A 19,562-nucleotide genomic window follows, 5' to 3' on the forward strand; every position below is an offset into this window, starting at 1 on the left:
GGACTTCAAGAACGCACGGGGAGCTCACGGAAGGAGATGCCAGTCCAACCGCCCTGCTCCACCGCGTCCTTGAAGCGGTCCGTGCCGATGATCATGGTGCTGAAGTTGTCCAAGCGGAACAGGTCCCTGTCCGTGGGCAGCGAAGCACCGTCGAGGATGGGGTCGTCCGGACGGCGGAATCCTTGTCGTCCGCACGTGGGACAGGGCGGTTCCAGGTCGGGAGGAAGGCAGTCCCGGTGCAGCAGGCCGCGCGGTTCGATTTGGAGTTCGAGGATGTCCGGTGGCGTCTTCTGCCGGAACCGCAGCTCCGTCTTGCAGCCCAGCAGCCCGCGGATGCCCGCGGCCTGGAGACCGTCGAGCGCATCGCGGCGGATGAGCATCAGCGAGGTCCCCTGCCAGGTGAACGGTCCAAACTGACCGGACGCGGTGCCCGTGAGCGGACCGAAGCTTGTTCCGGGAGGAAGCGATGCATCCGGTGGCACCAGCGGGCGCACCAGGTCCCTGAGGCGGACGAACTCATGAAACGGCTCGGCTCGGGGCTCCTCGAATTCCCGATGCTCGGGGATGAGTGAAAGGTCCACGGCGGGGTACTGACGTCCCCATCCAGCCGAAGTTACGCCGCATCCAGGGCAATCCTTGATGCCGGGCAGGATCCATTTGTGCGCGGCATCGAAGTCCCCGCTGTAACGGGATGTGGCTGCTTCATCGTCGCGGAGCCAGAAGAAGGAGGGCATGAACCGTCAGGCCTCAGATGAGTGAGGGCTCAGTTGTACCGCTGGATGGGACCACCCAAGAGTTGGAAGCGATAGATCAGCTCACCGGCGTGCTTGAAGATTTCCACTGGAGGAGCGCCTCCGTTCGTATCCCTGAACTCACGCCAGGCCTTGTTCCACAAGCCTCCGCTGGGACCATCGCTGTGGATGCGCCGATGGACGTGCACGGGGATGGGGATGGGGATGGTGTACTGGTGGATGTCGATGCCCTTGATTTTGAACCACGCGGCAAGGTCTGGGGACTGAGGGAAGATGTGGTGCTTCTCGAACTTGCCCGCCGGTAACTGCCGCTGAGGAGGCGCGGGCCTGGGGGTCCCGTGCCAGGGGAACACCATCACCGGTTCGGCATCACCCGGCAGGCCCATGCTGCCGCCCCAGTTGCGCCGGGGGCCGCTCCCCGGCGCGGGAGCCACAGGTGGCGGCCGGGGCGGCAGACCCCGCGCCAACACTACCTCTCCGGGCACGTCCTCGCACCGGAAGAAGCCGCAGGCCGTGTCCCCGCAGACCAGGGTCACACAGACGTCGCTGCTTGCGTCACCGCACTCCGCTTCGGCTTCGTCCCATCTCTGCTGGAGCGGCGTGCTGGACGCGCACGCCGCCATCCATAGCGTCAGGGCCAGGAACGTCAGGCTTTTCCTCATGGCGGAAAAGCCTAACACCCACGCTCAGGGCAACGGCCCCTCCACCAATCGCAATACATCCGCGAGCACTCCCGCCGCCGTCACCGCCGCGCCCGCGCCGTACCCTCGAATCACCAGCGGCGTGGGGCTGTAGCGCTCGGACAGGAAGCTCAGCGCGTTCTCTCCGCCCTTCACCGCCGCCAGCGGATGCTCCAGCGGCACCGGCACCAGGCCCACGCGCACGCCCTCCGGCCCCACGCTGCCCACGTAGCGCAGCACCTTGCCTTCCTTCCGGTGAGCGTCCACCCGCCTCTGGAAGATCTCATCCGCCTGCGGCAGCCGCGCCAGGAACTCCGGCAGCGGTCCCTTCGCGTCGAACTCCTCCGGCAACAGCGACGCCAGCGCCACCTCCTCCAACTCCAGCGACCGCCCCAGCTCTCGCGCGAGGATGAGCACCTTGCGCGCCACGTCCGTGCCCTCCAGGTCGTCTCGCGGATCCGGCTCCGTGAAGCCCTTCTCCATCGCCGTGCCCACCGCCTTCGACAGCGGCACCCCGGCCTCCGTCAGTCCCAGGATGAAAGACAGCGAACCCGACAGGATGCCCTCCACCCGGTGCACCGTGTCGCCCGTGCGCAGCATGTTCTTCAACGTGTCGATGACCGGCAGCCCTGCCCCCACGTTCGTCTCGTAGAGGAACCTCCGCTGGTGCCGCGCCGCTGTCTCCCGCAGCGCCTTCCAGTGCTCCTGCCGTCCCGCATTGGCCTTCTTGTTCGCCGTCACCACGTGCAGCCCGGAGGACATCAACGCGGGATACCCCAGCGCCACGTCCTCGCTGCTCGTGCAGTCCACGAAGATGGGCCGGCCCGGCCGCCTCGCCTTCGCCCACGCCCGGAACGTGTCCAGCGTGAACCCAGACTCACTCGCATCCAGCCGCGCCTTCCACCCCTCCAGCGCCACGCCCTCCGGCGCCACCAGGCTGTGTCTGCTATTGGCAATGGCACACACCCGCAAATCCAATCCATGCGCCCGCAGCTTCGGCGCCTGCTGATGAATCTGCCGCAGCAACTCCCCGCCCACCGTGCCCACGCCCGCCACCAGCAGCTCCACCACCTCCGTGGTGCCAAAGGCCTTGCGGTGCACATGCGCCATCGCTCGCGGGCCGTCCTCGCGAGAAATCACCGCGGAGATGCTGCGCTCACTCGACCCCTGCGCGATGGCCGCGATGCTGCAATCCACGTCCGCCAGCGCGCTGAAGAACGTCCCCGCCACGCCCACCCGGTGCCGCATCCCGTCTCCCACGATGCTCAACACCGCGAGCCCCGGCTGGTGCTCGATGGGGTCCACCTTCCCCGCCTCGCGCTCCACCTCGAACGCGTCCTCCAGCTCCAGCACCGCCCGCCGGGCCTCCGCCTCCCCCACGCAGAAGCTGATGGAGGACTCGCTCGAGCCCTGCGTGATCAACACCACGGAGATGGACGCCATCGCCATCGCCTCGAAGACGCGCGCGGCCGTGCCCGGCACGCCCTTCAACCCCGCGCCCGCGATGTTGATGAGCGCGATGTCCGGCAGGAATGACAACCCGCGCACCGGGTGCCGTGAGGCCGGCGCCGTGGCCGTCACCCGCGTGCCCGGGTGCTCCGGACGGAAGCTGTTGCACACCCGCACGGGGATGCCCCGCTCCCTCGCGGGGGCGATCGTCTTCGGATGCAGCACCTTCGCGCCGAAGTAGGCCAGCTCCATCGCCTCCTCGAAGCTCACCTCCTCCAGCGCGAACGCCTCCGGCACCAGCCTCGGGTCCGCGCTGAAGATGCCGTCCACGTCCGTCCAGATCTCCAACAGCCGCGCATCCAGCGCCGCCGCCGCCAGCGCCGCCGAGTAGTCCGACCCTCCCCGCCCCAGCGACATCGTCTTGCCGCGCGCATCCCCACCGAAGAAGCCCGGCATCAACATCAGCCCCGGTCCGGCCTCACGCAGCGGCGCGAACCGCGCGCGGATCTCCTCCGCCTTCGGCGTCGCCTGGAGCGGGTCTCCCGAGCACAGCAGCACCTGCCTCGGGTCCACGCTCACGGGCGCCAATCCCCGCGCCTCCATCAGCGCCGCGAGCAGCAGGCACGACGCCCGCTCCCCCAGCCCCGACAGGTGCGCCAGCACGGACGGCGAGCACTCCCGCAGCAACCCCACGCCCTGCAACAGCCCTCGCAGCTCGACGCCCAGCGCCACCAGGCCCTCCGCCAGCGGCCGGGTCTGCGCGGGCTTCAGGTCCTCCACGCTCAGCGCCTTCGCGATGGCGGAGTGCGTGTCGTCGAACCGGGCGCAGGCCTCCTGCACGGACTCGCCCTCCTCCGCCACCCTCGCCGCCTCCACCAACAGGTTCGTGATGCCCGACACCGCGGACGCCACCACCATCACCCGCTCGGCCTTGCGCGCCTCCTCCACCCGCGCCACCACGCCACGCATCCGTTCCGCATCTCCGACACTGGTGCCACCGAATTTCATCACGCGCATGACACGGCCTCCTTCCGGAGCGGCGGGACTCGGTGGCTGGGGAGGCACATCGGAAGCGGCGTCATGCGGGTCCTCGGGGTTGGCGACTGGCAGGTGGGGCAACGAAAAAGCCCCGCGCTCGGGAGGAGCGCGGGGCCGGGTTCGGAAGGAGGGACCTTCTGGAGGTCCACTTCGGAAGTCAGGCGGTCCGCGCTCCGCGAGGAGTCAGGCCGGTGCGAGTGCAAGTCTCGGTCATCACGGTCCGCACGCGCGCGCCCACGGAGGACGTCGTCCCCTCGTGCCGCTGGCTGTTCCCGCTGCGTCCGACCATGGAGTCCCCATCCTAGCCGCTTCCGCGCGCCAGGGTCAGGGGGCAGGCAACCAATCCCCCGCTCCACGGTCCCCATCGTGGTGCTCGCGGCCTGGGCTGCCGACATTGAGCGTGTGTGAGCTGTCCCACCACCTTCCGGAGCAACCCATGGCCACCCGCAAGAAGAGCGACACCGCCCACAAGCCTGGCTTCGCCAAGGACCGCGTGGAGCGGGGGTTGGAGGCGGACGACACCAAGCCCCTGTACGCGGACGACGCCAAGCACTCCACCGAGGAGCAGAAGTTCGCCCTCGACAGCGACGGCCCCGTTGGCGGACCCCGCAACAACCCCCAGAGCGTCATGGACGACATCGACGACGAGGAGCGCGAGGAGCGCGGCCGCCTCAAGGCCGAGGCCCGCCAGGAAGAGAACGAGCCCACCCGGGAATGAAAAAAACCGGGGCCCCGACACCCACGTCGGGACCCCGGCTTCCACACCTCGAAGTGGAGCGCTTCGCTACTTGGACGCAGGCGCCTTGTCCGACGACGCCGTCTCCACCAGCGTGAGCTTGCCCAGGTTGAGCGGCGTCACCTGCTCCTGGATGACCAGCGGGTCGCCCACGAGCACCACCTGCATGTTGGCCGGGTCCAGGTAGGACTCGGCCACGCGCTGCACCTCCGCGGCGCTGGCGTTCTCCAGGCCCTCCACGGTGCGCTTGAACTCATCCATGGGCCGGCGGTGGAAGTAGAGCTGCGCGGCGCTGCCGCCCAGGCCCTCCACCGTCTCGAAGGCGCCGGGGAACGCGCGGATGAGGCCTTCGCGCGCGGCGGCCAGCTCCTTCTCCGTGATGGGGTTGGACTTGATGCCGGCCAGCTCCTTGATGAACTCGTTGAGCGCCGGGCCCGTGACGTCCTGCCGCACGGCCGCGTACGCGGTGAGCGGCCCCACGCCCAGGCGCGTGCCCAGGTGCGCGTTGGCGCCGTAGCTGTAGCCCTTGTCCTCGCGGATGTTCATGTTGAGCCGGCTGCCGAAGAAGCCGCCGAACACCGTGGTCGCCAGCTCCAGCGGGTATTCGTCCGGGTGGCCCGCGGCGAGGCCGGGACGGCCCACCAGCACCACCGTCTGCTCCAGGCCCGGCTTGGCCACCACGCGCACCTGCTGACGCGGAGGCGCGGGCGGCGCGGGCGGCGGCTTGGGCGCCACGGCCCCGCCCTTCCACCCGCCGAAGTACTTCTTCCCCCACTCCACCGCCTGCTGGAGCGTCACGTCGCCCGTCATGATGAGCGCGGCGGCGCGAGGCCCCGTGTTCTTCGTGTAGAAGTTCTTCGCGTCCGCCAGCGTGAGCGACTCCACCGTCCTCGGCGTGCCGCCGGACGTGTGGCCGTAGGGGTGGTCCGCGCCGAACACGGCCTCGTAGTAGGCCTCCTGCGCCAGGAAGTTCGGGTCGCCCATGCGGCGCACCAGCTCACCCAGGTGCTGCTTCTTGCGCCGCTCGAAGGCCTTGGCGTCGAAGGTGGGCCGCAGGACGACGTCCGACAGCAGGCTCATCGCCGCGTCCACGTTGGTCGTGAGCACGCGCGCGCCCACGAAGGCGCCGTCCGGGTCCACCGACAGCGCGGGCGACACGCCCAGGTCCGCGAACGCGTTGTCCAGCGCCACCGTGTCGCGCTTGCCCGCGCCCTCCAACAGCATGCGGTAGGACAGGTCCGCGATGCCCAGCTTCGCGGCGGGCTCCTGCGCCACGCCCGCGGCGAAGGCGATGCCCACGAACACCAGCGGCAATTCCTTGCGCGTGCTGACGATGACGGTGAGGCCGTTGTCCAGCTTCGCCTGCTCGAACGTGGGCAGCACGATGTCCGGCGGCTTGCCGGGCTTGGGCTGCTGTTCGCGGAACGCCTCCGCGTCCGGAGCCGGTGTCTGGGTTTGAGGTTGCGCGGCCGGCGCCGTTTCAGCCGGCGTCTCCGCGGGCTTCGTGGTGGCGCAGCCGGCGACGGACAGCGTGAGGAGGGCAGTGAGGATTCGGCGGTGCATGACTAGCGGGCCTCCTTGCCCGGGGCGGAAGACGGCGCGGCCTTGCCGGCGGACGGCACCGCGTGGAGCACGACGCGCGCGTCCAGGCGCAGCACGTCGTTGGCGAACTGCTTCACCGCGTCGGGGGTCACGTCCTGGTAGCGCGCCAGGTCCTGCGCGACGTAGCTGGGCTCGCCCACGAACTGGTTGTAGCTCTGGAGCGTGTCGGACTTGCTGCCGGAGCCGCCCACCGCCTGCAGACCCGCCAGCTGGCGCGTGTCATAGCGGGTGCGCGCGCGGACGATCTCCTCCTGCGTGACGCCGTCCTTGCGGACCTCGTCCAGCACCGCGTCGATCTCCTTCTTCAGCGTGTCCGTGGTGACGCCGGGCCGGGCCACCGCCTCGATGGAGAAGACGGACTGCGCGCCCTGGCTCTGCTGCACGGCGTCCACGCTCTGGGCCAACTGCTTGTCCAGCACCAGCCGACGGTACAGGCGGCTCGCGCGGCCCGTGCCCAGCGCGGTGGCGAGCACGTCCGCCGTCGCGTCCCCGGGCTTCAGGTACGGGGCGGTGAGCCAGGACATGGTGAGCAGGGGCAGCGTGGCCACCTTCTCGTCGTGGCGGATGACCGTCTCGCGCGTGACCTTCACCGGCTTCACGTCCGGACGCTGGGGCTTGGGCCCGGAGGGCAGCGTGGCGAAGTACTTCTCCACCAGCGCCTTGGCCTTCGCGGGGTCGAAGTCGCCCACGATGGCGAGCGTCGCGTTGGAGGGCGCGTACCACTTGCGGAAGAACCCCTTCACGTCGTCCACGGTGGCCGCGTCCAGGTCCTTCATGGAGCCAATCACGTTGCCGGAGTACGGGTGCGGCGCGGGGAACAGCGTCTGCCACGCCTTCTCCTGCGCCTCGCCGTAGGGGGCCGTCTCCACGCTCTGGCGGCGCTCGTTCTTCACGACCTCCTTCTGCGTATCGAGCTTCTTCTGCGTGAGCGAGTCCAGCAGGAAGCCCATGCGGTCGCTCTCCAACCACAGCGCCGTCTCCAGCAGGTTGCTGGGCACGGTCTCGTAGTAGTTGGTGCGGTCGAAGCTGGTGGTGCCGTTCAGGTCCGTGGCGCCCGCCTGCTCCAAGAGGCCGATGTGCACGTCATCCGGCACGTGCTTGGAGCCCTGGAACATCATGTGCTCGAAGAGGTGCGCGAACCCGGTGCGGCCCGGCGTCTCGTCGTAGGCGCCCACGTGGTACCAGACGTTGACGGCCACCACGGGCAGCTTGCGGTCCACGGAGAGGATGACCTCCATGCCGTTGGGCAGCGTGTACTTCTCATACGGGATGGCCAGGTTTTCGCGGCCGGGCTCCAGCGGCTTCGCCTCGGGGGTCTGAGCGAGCGCCGGAAGCCCCACGAACAGGGCCGCTGCGGCGAGGGCCTTCAATCGGGACAAGGTTCCTCCACGGTTCAGGACGGTCTGTCGCGCGCTTAGCACGCGCCCCGGGGCCTGTAAGCCGGAAGGAGACGGGGTGGGCCTGGGGGTGCCGGGTGTTGCTCGCCGTGCGACACTGCGGCCATGAGCCTGGAGGCGCCCTTGTCCCCGCAGGGCCGCTGCGCGGTCCACCCGGACCTGCCCGCGGGCGGCACGTGTTCCCGCTGCGGGAGCTTCTTCTGCGCGGACTGCGCCACGTCCGTGGCGGGACTGCACGCTCGCCTGTACTGCCGGGCCTGCGCGGCGCGCCCGGAGGTGAACTACCTGGAGACCCTGCGCCAGCGCTATTGGGGCAAGCGGGATGAATGGGCGTGGGTGGTGGGAGGCGTGACGCTGCTGCTCTGCGTGGCCACCGCCGCCGCGCTGACGCAGTGGGGGCTGCGCGCGAAGCGGGAGTCGCTGTTCACGCTCCTCTTGCTGTTGCCCGTGCCGGTGGGCGTGGCCTTCTTCCTGGGCCAGCGCTGGGCGCGGCACGCCCTGCTGGTGACGCCGCTGGTGATGGCCGGGGTGGCGGATGCCATGAACCGGGACGGGCGCTTCCTCTACTTCGTGTGCGCCATCCCCGGGCTGCTCACCGGGATGCGCATCCACCGCGATGTGCGCAACCAGCTCTTCTTCCGGCTGCCGGTGTCGCCCGGGGCGCTGAAGGCGCTGTGGGACCAGCGCTACAACAATCCCATGGCAGCTCAGGCCGTGCGGTATGGCTTTGGCTCGGTGCTGATGCCCCTGCTCGCGCCCTTCGCGGTGATTTGCGGCGCGGTGGCGCTCCAGCGCGTGGACCCGCAGGCCACGCCGCCCATCGGCCGCCGGGGCCAGGCCCTCGCGGGGCTGGTCCTGGGGCTGCTCAGTCCGCTGCTGTGGTGGCTCGTCCTGGGGCCGTGGCTGTCCGGCCTGATCCACTCCTGACCGCAGGGATCAGAAGGAGCGGGTCTCCAGCTTGAGCTGGGTGCGGATGGCGTCGCGCGCCCGGTCCCCGGCGCCCTGGCACCTGCCGCCCACCTCGTCCAGGCTCCGCTTGGGGCCCGGCTGGGGCCAGTCCCCGTTCTGGTAGCACGCGGACAGCGGCAGCTCCTTCAGCCAGGCATCCTGGTTGAACATCACGCGCAGGGAGCCGCCCTCCGTCAGCGTGAGGTCCGATGCGGCCTCGGAGGCCATGGCCGTGCCTTCCGGCAGTTCCAGGTCCATGCCCCAGAAGGCATCTCCGGCGTGGAGGGTCTGGGCGGTGAAGCCATTCTTCCCCAGCACGAAGTCGATCCGCCGGTAGGTGCCGGGAGGCAGCTCTATCACGGCCTCGTAGGGCTCCCCTGACGGCAGGTTGATGGCGAACGGGCCCGCGAGCGTCACCGTGGCCGAGTCTCCCGACTGCACGCACCCGGTGTTCTCCGGGAGCTGCTCGCGCACGTCGTCGCAGCCGAGCCCCCCGGCCAATGCCAGACGGATGTCCGTCACCCGGACGCTGGCGTCCTGCAGTTGGAAGCGCATGCCGTCGCCGGACGTGATGTCGGGAGCCGTGGGCGGAGACGTCATGGCTTGGACGCCGGAGGCCGGGACCGCCAGGGAAGACGCGCCTGGCAGGTTCGGGTCCAGCGTGAAGATGAGCCGCGTATGGGTCCCGGTGTTACAGCCAGACAACCCCAGGGACATCAAAGACAGACACAGCCAACGGGAAGGCATGGGCATGGGCTCACCGGTGGGTGGCGCGGAACACCTTGGCGCTGGTTTCGATGTTGTTTCGCATGAGCACGGCGGCGTTCGCGCACTCACCCTTCCCCGTCTCCAGGCGCAGCGTGGTGCCGTCCAGGGTCAGGTCCCCTGACGCCAGACAGGCCTCCACGGGGATGAAGTCGAGCCACGTGGTCAAATCCAGGCTGCCCACCACGAGCGAGTTCTCGCCCCCGCTGAGGATGTCCAGGGGATCTCGTGCCTCGAAGCGCAGGGCCGCGGTGGAGGGGAAGGCCACCTTCAGGACATGGCGCTGGTCCTTCCAGGTGAAGCTCGCCTCCAGGCTGAAGCTGGGCAGCGCGGGCGTGTTCTGGCCCAGGCGGGCCTCGACGGAGCCATAGAATCCCTGGGGGATGCGGAGCGGCCAGTCCGGAAGGAGGGTGGCGTTCATCCAATCCACCTCCAGGGGCTCCCGCACGCTCAGCATCCCGTACTCGCCGTCCGCCGCGTCGGTGCACGTCACCAATGGATCCAGCTGGCCCTCGTAGTCCGAGCACTCGCGCCCGGGCGGTAGATACAGACGCACGTCGAACAGCGTGGCGTTGGCGGACTCCACCGTGAACACGAGGCCGTCATCCGAGCGGAAGGTGGGCGGCGGCGGCGGAGACTCCATTGCCGTCCGCCGGGAGGAAGCCTCCGCCGTCAGCGGCCGCATGTAGGTCGTCGGGTGGATGCCGAAGCGCAGCTCGGTGGTGTCCGAGCCGCTGTCACAGGCAGACAGACACAGCGCGGCGACAGCAAGGCCGGAAGCACGCAACCAGGGGATGGAGGGCATGTCGGAAGCACTACGCGAGGGGGAGCGCCTCCGGCCGGGCGTCCCGATGCGCGAGCCCCACGAGGCCCGCGAAGCCCCAGCATGCCCGAGGCCCGGGGAAATGGACAGACGCGCGTGATGGCGGCTCATGCCAGCGGACAGGCCGGTGCTCAGCGTGAGGAGGAACCCCACAGGAGAGACGCCATGGCAACGCAACGAGTGAGCGACGTAATGACATCCGACGTGGAGGTCGTCCGCCCGTCTGACTCCCTGAGGATGGCCGCGGAGAAGATGCGCCTGCTGAACGTGGGCCCCATCCCCGTGTGTGACGGCGACGAACTGGTAGGCATCGTCACGGACCGGGACATCGTCATCCGCGCGGTGGCGCAGGGGCTGGACGCCGAGCGCACCCAGGTGGCCCAGGCGATGACCCGGGGCGTGGAGTTCGTCTACGACGATGATGACCTGACCCAGGCGGCCCAGAAGATGAGGGCCTCGCAGATCCGCCGCATCCTGGTGTTGAACCGGGCGAAGCGGCTGGTGGGCATCCTCTCGCTGGGGGACGTCTCGGCGGAGCTCAGCGACCAGGAGAGCGGCAGGACGCTGGAGGAGGTGTCCGCCCCGTCACAACCGGCACAGCCCTGACGCGGACTACATGCCGCCGAGCTTCGTCTCCAGCTCCGACAGGTCGCGGTGCACGGCCGCGTCCGTCTCCCGCAGGCCTTCGACCTTGCGCACGGCGGAGATGACGGTGGAGTGGTCCTTGTTGAAGCGCGAGGCGATCTCCGGGAAGGAGCTCTTGGTCAGCTTGCGGCTCAGGTACATGGCCACCTGGCGCGCGTGCGCGAGCGCCTTGTGGCGCCGGTCCTCCTTCAGCGCATCGACCGTCACCTTGTAGAAGCGGGCGACCTCGCGCTGGATGGCCTCCACGTCCACGGTGCGCTGAGCGGGGAGGATGTCGCGCAGCACCTGGGACGCGAACTCCTCCGTCACCGGCTGTTTGGTGAGGCTGTGCATCGCGGACAGCTTCACGAGCGCGCCTTCCAGCTCGCGCACGTTCTTCTGCACGTGCTTCGCGATGAAGTGCGCCACGGGGTCGGGCAGGTTGAGGCCCTCCTGCTCCGCCTTCTTCTGGAGGATGGCGACGCGCGTTTCGTAGGTGGGCTCGCGGATGTCCGCCATCAGGCCCATGGCGAAGCGGCTGCGCAGGCGGTCCTCCATGCCGGGCACCTCCGCGGGCACCATGTCGCTGGTGAGCACGATGGCCTTGTTGAGGCCGAAGAGCGTCTCGAAGGTGTAGAAGAACTCCTTCTGCGTCTCCTCGCGCTTGCCCAGGAACTGGATGTCGTCGATGAGGAGCACGTCGCACTCCTCGCGGAACTTCCGGCGGAAGTCCGTCATGCGGTGCTCGCGCACGCTCTCCACGTACTCGTTCGTGAACTGCTCGCTGGAGAGGTAGACGATGCGCTGGGTGGGGTCCTTCTCCCAGATGTGATTGCCCACGGCCTGGAGCAGGTGCGTCTTGCCCAGGCCGGTGCCGCCGTAGATGTAGAGCGGGTTGTAGTTGTGGCCCGGCCGGTGGGCCACGGCCTGCGCGGCGGCGGCGGGGAGCTGGTTGCTGTCCGCGACGACGTAGGTGTCGAAGGTGAAGCGCGGGTTGAGCCGCGCGGGCCGCATCGAGTTCACCTTGACGGTGGGCGTGGGCGGCAGGTCCGCGGACGACGGCGGCGGACCGACGACGACTTCATAGGCGACGCGGCCCAGGGACGGCTCCAGCCGGGCGATGTGCGTCTCCAGCATGGAGCGGTAGTGGTCATCCACCCAGTCACGGAAGAAGCGGTCCGGCACGCCCAGGACCAGGGCGTTCTCGCGCACCTCCATGGGGCGCATCCGCTCCAGCCAGGTGAGGGCGTAGTGCAGCCCCTCCTGACGGATGGCTTCCAGCGTGCGGGTCCAGATGACGCCGGCACTGGGAAGCGAAGGCGAAGGGGCTTGGGCGAGGGCGTTCACGTGGAGGCTCGGAAACGCAGCGGAAGGAGGGAACCCGCGGGCGTTCGGCGGTGCTAACACCCGCTCTCCGGCTGATCAAGGAACCGGCCTGTAGCACGGATCAGCGGAGGCGCCCTGGCGGGTGGGGATGATCACTCCCGGTGGATCCGTTCGTCACGCCCACCCCACCTTCCGCGAGCGCCCGCGCCCGCTGTCGATTTCCGGATGGATGTACGACATGCCCTGCGGGGAGGGGGTTGTCATCCGTCCAGTGAATTCAACCTTGCTGCCAGTACGAGGGGATAACGGAGCGGCAATGCGGATGAATGCATGGTGGAGCGTAGCAGTGGTGGGTTGTCTCATGGGCTGTGGCGGCGCGCAGGAAGGGGATGCACCGGAGAGCCCGGTGGAGGCCGGAGCGGCGCAGGTGGCGCCCGTTTCGGAGACGGTGGCGGCGGAGCCGTCAAGTGAGGCAGCTGAGCCAGGTGAGGCCGGTGGGGATGCGGCCCCCGCGCCCGCGGTCGCATGTGCTCCCGGTGTGGCGCGGGAGGTGAAGCCGCTGTTCCCCTCCAACCGGGTGCCCGGGACGCCGCTCTCCAGCGAGCCGATTCCCCTGAACCTGACCGACGTGGCGGGGACGCTCTACTTCACGCTGTGGGATGGCTCGGGTGACGCGCTCTGGCGGAGCGACGGGACGGGCGCGGGGACCGTGGAACTGGTGCCCGCCAACGCCGTGGGGACGATCCGCAACCTGATGGCGGCCGGCACCCGGCTGTACTTCGAGGTCGCCAGTTCCTCCAGCGACTCCGAGGTGTGGCGCAGCGACGGCACCGTGGAAGGGACGCAGCGGGCCAGCGAGTTGCCCGCGTGCGCAGACCACCTCGCGGTCTCCGGCTTCCGGGAACTCGGCGCGGGCGTGTCCTTCTTCAACGCCCCCTGCGCGACGGGGGGCGTGGAGCTGTGGCGCACGGACGGGACGAGCGCGGGGACGGTGCGGCTGAAGGACTTCGGATCCGCCGCGGCGCTCGTAGGCGATGAGCTCACGGCCACCGGCCGCGTGTTCTTCCTCCAGGACGGAGCGGGCCTCCAGCTGTGGCGCACGGACGGGACGGTGGACGGCACGGCTCGGGCCCACGCCTTCGGCGCCCAGGCCCGCCTCGCGCGCCTGTTCAAGGTGGGGGACGCGGTGGTCTTCGTCGTCCAGGACCCCGAGACCGGGACGCGGCTGTGGCGGACGGACGGGACGGCCGCCGGGACGCGCCGGCTGAAGCAACTGGACGTGTCCGCGACGGTGGCGCTGAGCGAGGCCCACGTCGTGGACGCCACGGCGGTGTTCGCGCTCGTGAACGACGGCCCTGGCGCGACGGAGGTCTGGAGGACGGACGGTACGCAGGACGGCACGGCGAAGCTGGGAGCCTTCGCCAAGGGGGGCAAGCTCCTGGGCATCGCGGGCACGTCCGCCGTCATGCTGTCCCACACCGAGGACGCGAAGCACCTGGTGCTGCGCGGGCTGGCGCTGTCCGGCGGCAAGACGTTCGTGGCCACCCTGGACAACCCCTACGCGCACCTGGAGACGGCCGTCCTGGACGAGGAGGTCGTACGGGCCGGAGGAAGGATCCTCCTCAAGCAGGCCATCTACGCCTGGGGTCCCGCGCCCGTGGAGGTCAGCCTGTGGGTGACGGACGGCACCACGGACGGCACCCGGAAGCTCTCCGCGAAGCTGAGCACGCAAGATGAGTACGGCTCGCCGCTCTACGCGACCGGGACGGGCACCGTGTTCTTCACGAACTGGACGCAGGATGTGGGCTACGGCCCGTGGGTGACGGACGGCACGCTCGAAGGGACCCGGGCGGTGCCCAGCGGCTCGCCAGGGAAGCCCGCGCGGGCCGTGGGCTTCCAGCGGGTGGGGGACCGCGTCTTCTTCGCCGGCTTCCCGGGGGCCCCGGGATACTCGCTGTGGTCCGCCCCGGTGGATCCATTCTGCGCGACCACCCCGTGACCTGACGGCACCCGGGGGGTGATCGGAGTATGCTTCACCCCTACACGGGGGGCCCGGGACCCCTTGGGACCGGGCCTGCTTGGTCGGCGCTGGTGATCCTTGATTGACTTGTCCAGGAAATAGGGTTACGGACGCCCCCTTTCCAATGTACGGGTCGCGCCGTTGATTCAGGTGCGACCTTCAGCTCTCAGGAGTCGTTGTGTCCAAGCGCACGTACCAGCCGTCGAAGATCCGGCGCAACCGCGCCCACGGGTTCCGTAAGCGGAATGCCACCAAGGGCGGCCGGGATGTCCTCAAGCGCCGCCGGGCCAAGGGCCGTAAGCGCCTGGTGGTGTCGTCGTTCAAGAAGTAACTGGACGCACGGACGATGGCCGAGGGAGCGGCGCCGCGGGTGCCTCAGGCAACCGACGAGCGCTTCCCCAAGGCCCTTCGCCTGCTCCAGCGCCGTGAGTTCCTCGAAGTCCAGGAGGGCGGTCAGAAGCTTCCGTCCGACTGCCTCCTGGCCCTCGTTCAACGCAACAACCGGGCGCACTCCCGCGTAGGGCTCACCGTCTCCAGCAAGGTGGGCAACGCGGTGGTGCGCGCACGCCTGCGCAGAGTGCTCCGCGAGCTGTTCCGCAAGCACCGCGGGCAATGGCCCCCCGGTCTCGACGTAGTCCTGGTCGTCCGCTCCTCGGCGAAGGAAGCCTCCTTCGCGCAAGTTTCCCGTGCGTTCGACGGCGTCACCCGTAAGCTGCAACGGCTCTTTCCGGCACCGCGCGTGCCTCCTAAAGAGCCCGCCCCATGAGTCCACTCGCCTTCGTCATCGCCCTGCCCATCCGCTTCTACCGGCGGTTCCTGGGGCCGCTGCTGCCGAAGGCGTGCCGGTTCCATCCCTCGTGCTCCACCTACGCCATGCAGGCGCTGGAGAAGCACGGCGGTTTGAAGGGCAGCGCCCTCACCGTCTGGCGCCTGCTGCGCTGCCAGCCATTCCACCCCGGTGGATTCGATCCCGTCCCCTGACGGTTTGCTTCCGCCCGCCCTCCGGCGCCGTGCCGCCGGCACAGGGAACTCCATGACGAACGACCCGCTGTCGCCCCAGTCCAACGATTCTCAGAAGCGGCTGCTCCTGGCGCTCGCCCTCTCCTTCGCGGCCACCGCCGCCTACACCTTCTTCTTCGCCCCCAAGGGGCCGCCCCCGGGCGCGGAAGGGGCGGACGCGGGCGTGGAAATCGCCGCGACGACCGACGCCGGCACCCCGGGCATGGCCGCCGTGCCGCCGCCGGGCGTCACGGGTGGAGAGGACGCGGGCACCCACGCGGAGGTCCCGGCGCCCCCCGCGCGCACCGTGGAGTTCGCCCGCCCGGAGGTGAAGTACACCTTCTCCTCGGAGGGCGCCGGCCTCACCTCCGCCGTGCTCCAGGGCACGAAGATGCGCGAGCAGCAGTCGCTCACCGTCAAGGAGGGCTTCGAGAAGCTCTTCGGCAAGGACATCCCCCCGCCGCCGCAGATGAACGTGGCGCACCCGGTGCCCGGCCAGCCGCTGCCGCTCGCGGTGACCATCGAAGGCGCTTCCCCGCTGGCGGCGAACACCCGCTACGCCGTGCAGGAGGCCCCCACCGACAACGGCGGCAGCGTGGTGTTCACCGGCCGCCAGGGTCCGTGGGAGGTGACGAAGACGGTGCTGTGGCCTCGCGAGGGCTTCGAGTTCACCTACACCCTCCAGGTGCGCAACACCTCCGCCCAGGCGCAGTCGGGTGAGCTCAAGGTTCACTACGGCCGCGCCATCGACCCGGAGTTCGAGCACGCACCGTCCTTCTTCGGCGGCGTGGGCAACCTGAGCCGCTCCGCGTGCTGGGTGGAGGACAAGCTCCACAACCTGTCCCCGGGCGACAAGCCGCCCGAGGAGACGAAGGGCCCCATCTCCTTCTTCGGCATCAACCAGCAGTACTTCCTGTCCGCGCTCTACCCGCTGGACGGCGCGCTGCAGGGGCACTGCACGCTGACCGCCACGCCCACCGCGCGCGAGGTGTCCGCGGGCTTCCCGCTCAACGTGGCCCCCGGCCAGGTGGCCACCTTCCGCTTCGGCGGCTACGCGGGCCCCAAGGACCCGGACCTCCTGCGCATCGTGCCCGGCACGGAGCTGCGCGGCGTGGCCGGCCTGTCCACCACGGCCTTCCACCCCATGCTGGAGGACACGGTCGACTTCGGCATCTGGGCGGTGGTCTGCAAGCTGCTGCTCGCCGTCATGAAGTTCTTCCACGGCATCGTGGGGAACTGGGGCGTCGCCATCATCCTGCTCACCGTGGTGGTGAAGCTGGCGCTGCTGCCGCTCACCTACCGCTCCATGGTCAGCATGGAGGCGGTGAAGGTGCTGCAGCCGAAGATGGATGAGATCCGCAAGAAGTTCGCGGACGACAAGGAGCGCCAGAACCTGGAGATCATGAAGCTGTACCAGGAGGCGAAGGTGAACCCCCTGGGCGGCTGTCTGCCGCTGCTCATCCAGATGCCGGTGTGGATTGCCCTGTTCACGTCGCTGCGCAACAGCTTCGAAATCTACGGCGAGCCCTTCTTCGGCCCCGTCTGGCGCGACCTCACCTACAAGGACCCCACGTACATCCTGCCGCTGGCGCTGGGCGTGTCGATGATCATCACGCAGAAGATGCAGCCGCAGATGATGGACGCGGCGCAGGCGCGGATGATGACCTGGGTGATGCCCATCATCTTCACCTTCACGCTGCTGCAGTACCCGGCGGGCCTGTCGCTCTACATCTTCACGAACAACGTGCTCTCCATTGGCCAGCAGTGGGGCCTGCGCAAGTGGCTGGACCGCAAGAAGAACCAGACGGGTGGCGGGACGCCGGCGGTGGTCACCGCCGGGGGAGGCAAACGCAAGTGAGCGGGGCACAGGTGGTGGCGGGCGGCGGGGACTTCCGACCCCGGGTGGAGAAGCTGCTCACGGACATCCTCGGGCTGATGGGGTTCCCGGCGCGGCTGGACCTGCAGGACGCGGCCGACGGCAGCCTGTCCGTGGCGCTCCACTTCGAGTCCGGCGCGCCTCCGGGCGTGGAGCCGGGCAAGCGCAGCCAGGTGCTGGATTCGCTCCAGTTCCTGCTCAACAAGATGCTCCACCGCCCTGGCGTGGAGCGCCGCTGGGTGATGCTGGGCGCGGGCGCGCACCCGGAGCCCCGGCCGCGCCGTGACGCGGCGGCGCAGCAGCAGGCCGCCGCTCCGGCCGCGTCCGTGGCGCAGGTGGCCTCCACGCCCGCGCAGCAGCCGGCCCGGGCCGCGGCGCCCGCTCCGGCCGCGCAGCCGCAGCAGCGCAACGCTCGCGGTGGGCAGCCGGCGCAGCAGGCCGGAAAGTCGGCTGCACAGCAGGCTCCCGCGAAGGCCGCGGAGACGGACGAGCGCGCGCTGCAGGTCGAAGAGGATCCGGTGTTCCGGGCGGCCGTCCGCAAGCTCGCGGAGAAGTCCGCCAGCCTGGGGCGCTTCTATGCGTTCGCCGCGATGAAGACTGAGGACCGCGCGCGCGTCCTGAAGGCAGTAGAAGGAGTGGACGGAGTGAAGGTGGCGGCGGAAGGCGAAGGCCGCAACCGACGCGTGGTGTTCACCCCGGCGAAGCCCGCCCCGATGCCCAAGCGGAGCCTGCTGCCGGACGACGACGAAGACGACGTCGACGCCTGAGCGGGCTGTGCCCGCCAGGGACCGCCGGCGGGCACGAGAGGAACGAATGGGTAAGGCGAAGGGTTTGAAGGACAAGCTGTATGGCGCGGCGGTGCTGAAGATGAGCTTCCGCCTGCGGGGGGACGAGGAGTCCCCGGCGTTCCGCTTCGTCTACCCGGGCGTGCTGCGCGACCTGGAGGTCGACGACGCCGAGGTGGAGAAGTACATCGAGGCACACCGCGAAGACGTGGAGCGCGCTGCTCGCGGCTCCACTCCGCCGCAGGGCGTCCGGTAGGAGGAAGAGGCCTCCGCGCCCCCATTCCGGGCGCGGGCAGGCCTTCTTCCGGTGCGAAAGCATCCCAGGTGAGAATGCGCGCCTTCCGTTCCGAGGGGGCTGCTCCCGTGGGTGCTTCGCTTGTTCGCCGTGCAGTGGTGGCGTTGTTGTTGGTCGTGTCCGGCTGCAAGTCGGGAGAGGCGGGCCCCTCGGGGACGCAGGGGCCGCCGGGGATTCCGGGGCCCGTAGGTGAGATGGGGCCTCAAGGTCCGCAGGGGCCGGCGGGCGCGACCGGTCCCCAGGGTGCCGACGGTGCGACGGGACCTCGGGGTGCCGACGGTGCGATGGGACCTCGGGGTGCCGACGGTGCGACGGGGCCTCAAGGGATTCCGGGGCCCGCGGGGGCGGCCGGTGCCATGGGCCCGAAGGGTGACATGGGCCCCTCCGCCGCGGACGTACTCGCGACCGCGCGGATCCGGCTGATTCCTCTGGCCGCCACCGCGCTGGAGTCCGGTGCCGCGCTGCGGGCCGCTGTCGACGCCGTGCCCTCGGATGGTTCGGAGGTCTGGGTGCTGGAGTTGGGGGCCGGGACCTACGACCTGGGGAACACGGGGCTTGAGTTGAAGAAGGGCGTGTACCTGCGGGGCAGGGGTGCCCAGGTCTCCCGCATCGTGTCCTCCACGTCCGGCCTGGGCACGGTGGAGGGATTCCAGGAGGCCGGGGTACGTGACCTCTACATCGGCAACACGGGTGGTGGAGACCGGTCGGTGGCGCTCTACAGCGGCACCCCCTACTTCACGGTGCGGGACGTCCGGCTCGAAGCGCTTCACGGCAAGAAGTTCACGGCCGGCGTGTACTACTCGATGGTGGCCACCATGTGGATGAACGTGATCTCCCACGCCGACATCCGCGCGGAGTCCTCCACCGGCGAGGTGCTGGGATGCGCCTTCGATTACAGCTACGTGACCGTGGAGGATTCGCGGGTGGAGGCGCTGGGCGAGATCCCCACCACGGCGGTCACTGGCGTGCGCGCCTACGGGTACATCGTCCACCTGCGGCGGCTGCTCATCTCCGCGGCTGCCCAGGGCGGTCCGCGCAACATCGGCGTGCAGGCCGACAACGGCACGAACGTGTCCCTCGTGGATTCCGAAGTCACCGTGGGATACGGCGCCCTGTCCGCGGCCGTATCCGTCGGCGAATTCCCAACCGAAGCATCGAGCGGGGGGATGGTCGTGCGCTCCAGCAAGCTGTTCGGGACGTCGGGCCTTTCCGGCCACGGCTTCTACGTGAACTCCGAGCCCTGGAACGGAGTGACTCTTCGGATCGATCATTCCACCATCGAAAATTTCGGCGTCGCGGGCTACGCGAAGGCCGGGGCCCAGGTGCGCGTGGCGCATTCGACGCTCTCGGCCCGGCCGGTGGCGGAAGACAGTGCGACCCTGGGCTGTGCCTTCACCAACCTGGAGGACCTGACGCCGCTCGGCGCTTCGTGCCAGTGAATCGGAAT

General features: G+C 69.6%; 19 protein-coding genes. 11 read left to right on the forward strand and 8 right to left on the reverse strand.

Annotated features, from left to right (window positions below; all coding sequences use genetic code 11):
* Positions 1–5: 5 nt before the first annotated feature.
* The 3 genes from JYJ93_RS03140 to thrA are packed head-to-tail and all read right to left on the reverse strand — an operon-like array spanning position 6 to position 3,898.
* Entirely contained in the window at positions 6–734 is a 729-nt protein-coding gene (locus tag JYJ93_RS03140; protein WP_206786461.1) for a double-CXXCG motif protein, read from the reverse strand.
* Between the two features lie 29 nt (positions 735–763).
* Complete coding sequence (locus JYJ93_RS03145) at positions 764–1,414, reverse strand: TIGR02269 family lipoprotein (RefSeq protein ID WP_206786463.1); 651 nt, start codon at positions 1,412–1,414, stop codon at positions 764–766.
* 24 nt (positions 1,415–1,438) lie between these two features.
* Positions 1,439–3,898: a bifunctional aspartate kinase/homoserine dehydrogenase I gene (thrA, locus tag JYJ93_RS03150; protein ID WP_206786465.1), complete on the reverse strand. Its 2,460-nt coding sequence runs from the start codon at positions 3,896–3,898 to the stop codon at positions 1,439–1,441.
* Positions 3,899–4,355: 457 nt separating this feature from the next.
* Between thrA and JYJ93_RS03155 the strand changes: the two genes are divergently transcribed.
* Positions 4,356–4,637 carry a hypothetical protein gene (locus tag JYJ93_RS03155; protein WP_120607752.1) on the forward strand — a complete coding sequence of 94 codons (282 nt, stop codon included), beginning with the start codon at positions 4,356–4,358 and terminating at the stop codon, positions 4,635–4,637.
* Positions 4,638–4,703: 66 nt separating this feature from the next.
* On the opposite strand, the gene JYJ93_RS03160 is transcribed toward JYJ93_RS03155, so the two are convergent.
* Together JYJ93_RS03160 and JYJ93_RS03165 are read right to left on the reverse strand one after the other, a co-directional pair.
* Positions 4,704–6,218 carry a pitrilysin family protein gene (locus JYJ93_RS03160; protein WP_206786466.1) on the reverse strand — a complete coding sequence of 505 codons (1,515 nt, stop codon included), beginning with the start codon at positions 6,216–6,218 and terminating at the stop codon, positions 4,704–4,706.
* 2 nt (positions 6,219–6,220) lie between these two features.
* Positions 6,221–7,627: a pitrilysin family protein gene (locus tag JYJ93_RS03165; RefSeq protein ID WP_206800060.1), complete on the reverse strand. Its 1,407-nt coding sequence runs from the start codon at positions 7,625–7,627 to the stop codon at positions 6,221–6,223.
* Between the two features lie 150 nt (positions 7,628–7,777).
* Here JYJ93_RS03165 and JYJ93_RS03170 point away from each other — a divergent pair, with 150 nt between their 5' ends.
* On the forward strand, positions 7,778–8,581 hold the full coding sequence (locus JYJ93_RS03170; RefSeq protein ID WP_242543645.1) for a hypothetical protein: 804 nt from the start codon (positions 7,778–7,780) through the stop codon (positions 8,579–8,581).
* A gap of 9 nt (positions 8,582–8,590) precedes the next feature.
* On the opposite strand, the gene JYJ93_RS03175 is transcribed toward JYJ93_RS03170, so the two are convergent.
* Positions 8,591–9,349, reverse strand: a complete 759-nt coding sequence (locus JYJ93_RS03175; protein ID WP_206786468.1) for a hypothetical protein — start codon at positions 9,347–9,349, stop codon at positions 8,591–8,593.
* Between the two features lie 10 nt (positions 9,350–9,359).
* A complete protein-coding gene (locus tag JYJ93_RS03180) occupies positions 9,360–10,172 on the reverse strand; it encodes a hypothetical protein (protein WP_206786469.1) in 813 nt (270 codons plus the stop codon).
* 183 nt (positions 10,173–10,355) lie between these two features.
* Between JYJ93_RS03180 and JYJ93_RS03185 the strand changes: the two genes are divergently transcribed.
* A complete protein-coding gene (locus JYJ93_RS03185; RefSeq protein ID WP_206786470.1) occupies positions 10,356–10,796 on the forward strand; it encodes a CBS domain-containing protein in 441 nt (146 codons plus the stop codon).
* Positions 10,797–10,802: 6 nt separating this feature from the next.
* Here JYJ93_RS03185 and dnaA read toward each other — a convergent pair whose 3' ends face one another.
* A complete protein-coding gene (dnaA, locus tag JYJ93_RS03190; protein WP_206786472.1) occupies positions 10,803–12,161 on the reverse strand; it encodes a chromosomal replication initiator protein DnaA in 1,359 nt (452 codons plus the stop codon).
* A 328-nt stretch (positions 12,162–12,489) separates the two neighbouring features.
* Between dnaA and JYJ93_RS03195 the strand changes: the two genes are divergently transcribed.
* The 8 genes from JYJ93_RS03195 (at position 12,490) to JYJ93_RS03230 (ending at position 19,554) form a co-directional block, all read left to right on the forward strand.
* Positions 12,490–14,139, forward strand: a complete 1,650-nt coding sequence (locus JYJ93_RS03195; RefSeq protein WP_206786474.1) for a hypothetical protein — start codon at positions 12,490–12,492, stop codon at positions 14,137–14,139.
* 199 nt (positions 14,140–14,338) lie between these two features.
* The gene (gene rpmH, locus JYJ93_RS03200; protein ID WP_120526629.1) at positions 14,339–14,491 is read left to right on the forward strand and encodes a 50S ribosomal protein L34; all 153 of its coding nucleotides are present in this window, start codon (positions 14,339–14,341) and stop codon (positions 14,489–14,491) included.
* Between the two features lie 15 nt (positions 14,492–14,506).
* The gene (rnpA, locus tag JYJ93_RS03205) at positions 14,507–14,926 is read left to right on the forward strand and encodes a ribonuclease P protein component (RefSeq protein ID WP_206786476.1); all 420 of its coding nucleotides are present in this window, start codon (positions 14,507–14,509) and stop codon (positions 14,924–14,926) included.
* Positions 14,923–15,141 (forward strand): membrane protein insertion efficiency factor YidD, encoded by a 219-nt coding sequence (gene yidD / locus JYJ93_RS03210; protein WP_014400870.1) that lies wholly within the window; start codon positions 14,923–14,925, stop codon positions 15,139–15,141. Before rnpA ends, yidD begins: the two co-directional genes overlap by 4 nt.
* A 52-nt stretch (positions 15,142–15,193) precedes the next feature.
* Positions 15,194–17,017 carry a membrane protein insertase YidC gene (gene yidC / locus JYJ93_RS03215; RefSeq protein ID WP_206786477.1) on the forward strand — a complete coding sequence of 608 codons (1,824 nt, stop codon included), beginning with the start codon at positions 15,194–15,196 and terminating at the stop codon, positions 17,015–17,017.
* Positions 17,014–17,802 carry a hypothetical protein gene (locus JYJ93_RS03220; protein ID WP_206786479.1) on the forward strand — a complete coding sequence of 263 codons (789 nt, stop codon included), beginning with the start codon at positions 17,014–17,016 and terminating at the stop codon, positions 17,800–17,802. Before yidC ends, JYJ93_RS03220 begins: the two co-directional genes overlap by 4 nt.
* A 46-nt stretch (positions 17,803–17,848) precedes the next feature.
* On the forward strand, positions 17,849–18,076 hold the full coding sequence (locus JYJ93_RS03225) for a hypothetical protein (RefSeq protein WP_206786481.1): 228 nt from the start codon (positions 17,849–17,851) through the stop codon (positions 18,074–18,076).
* Positions 18,077–18,471: 395 nt separating this feature from the next.
* Positions 18,472–19,554 carry a hypothetical protein gene (locus tag JYJ93_RS03230; RefSeq protein WP_242544964.1) on the forward strand — a complete coding sequence of 361 codons (1,083 nt, stop codon included), beginning with the start codon at positions 18,472–18,474 and terminating at the stop codon, positions 19,552–19,554.
* Positions 19,555–19,562: the final 8 nt, after the last annotated feature.

Source organism: Corallococcus sp. NCSPR001 (assembly GCF_017309135.1).
Classification (GTDB): domain Bacteria; phylum Myxococcota; class Myxococcia; order Myxococcales; family Myxococcaceae; genus Corallococcus.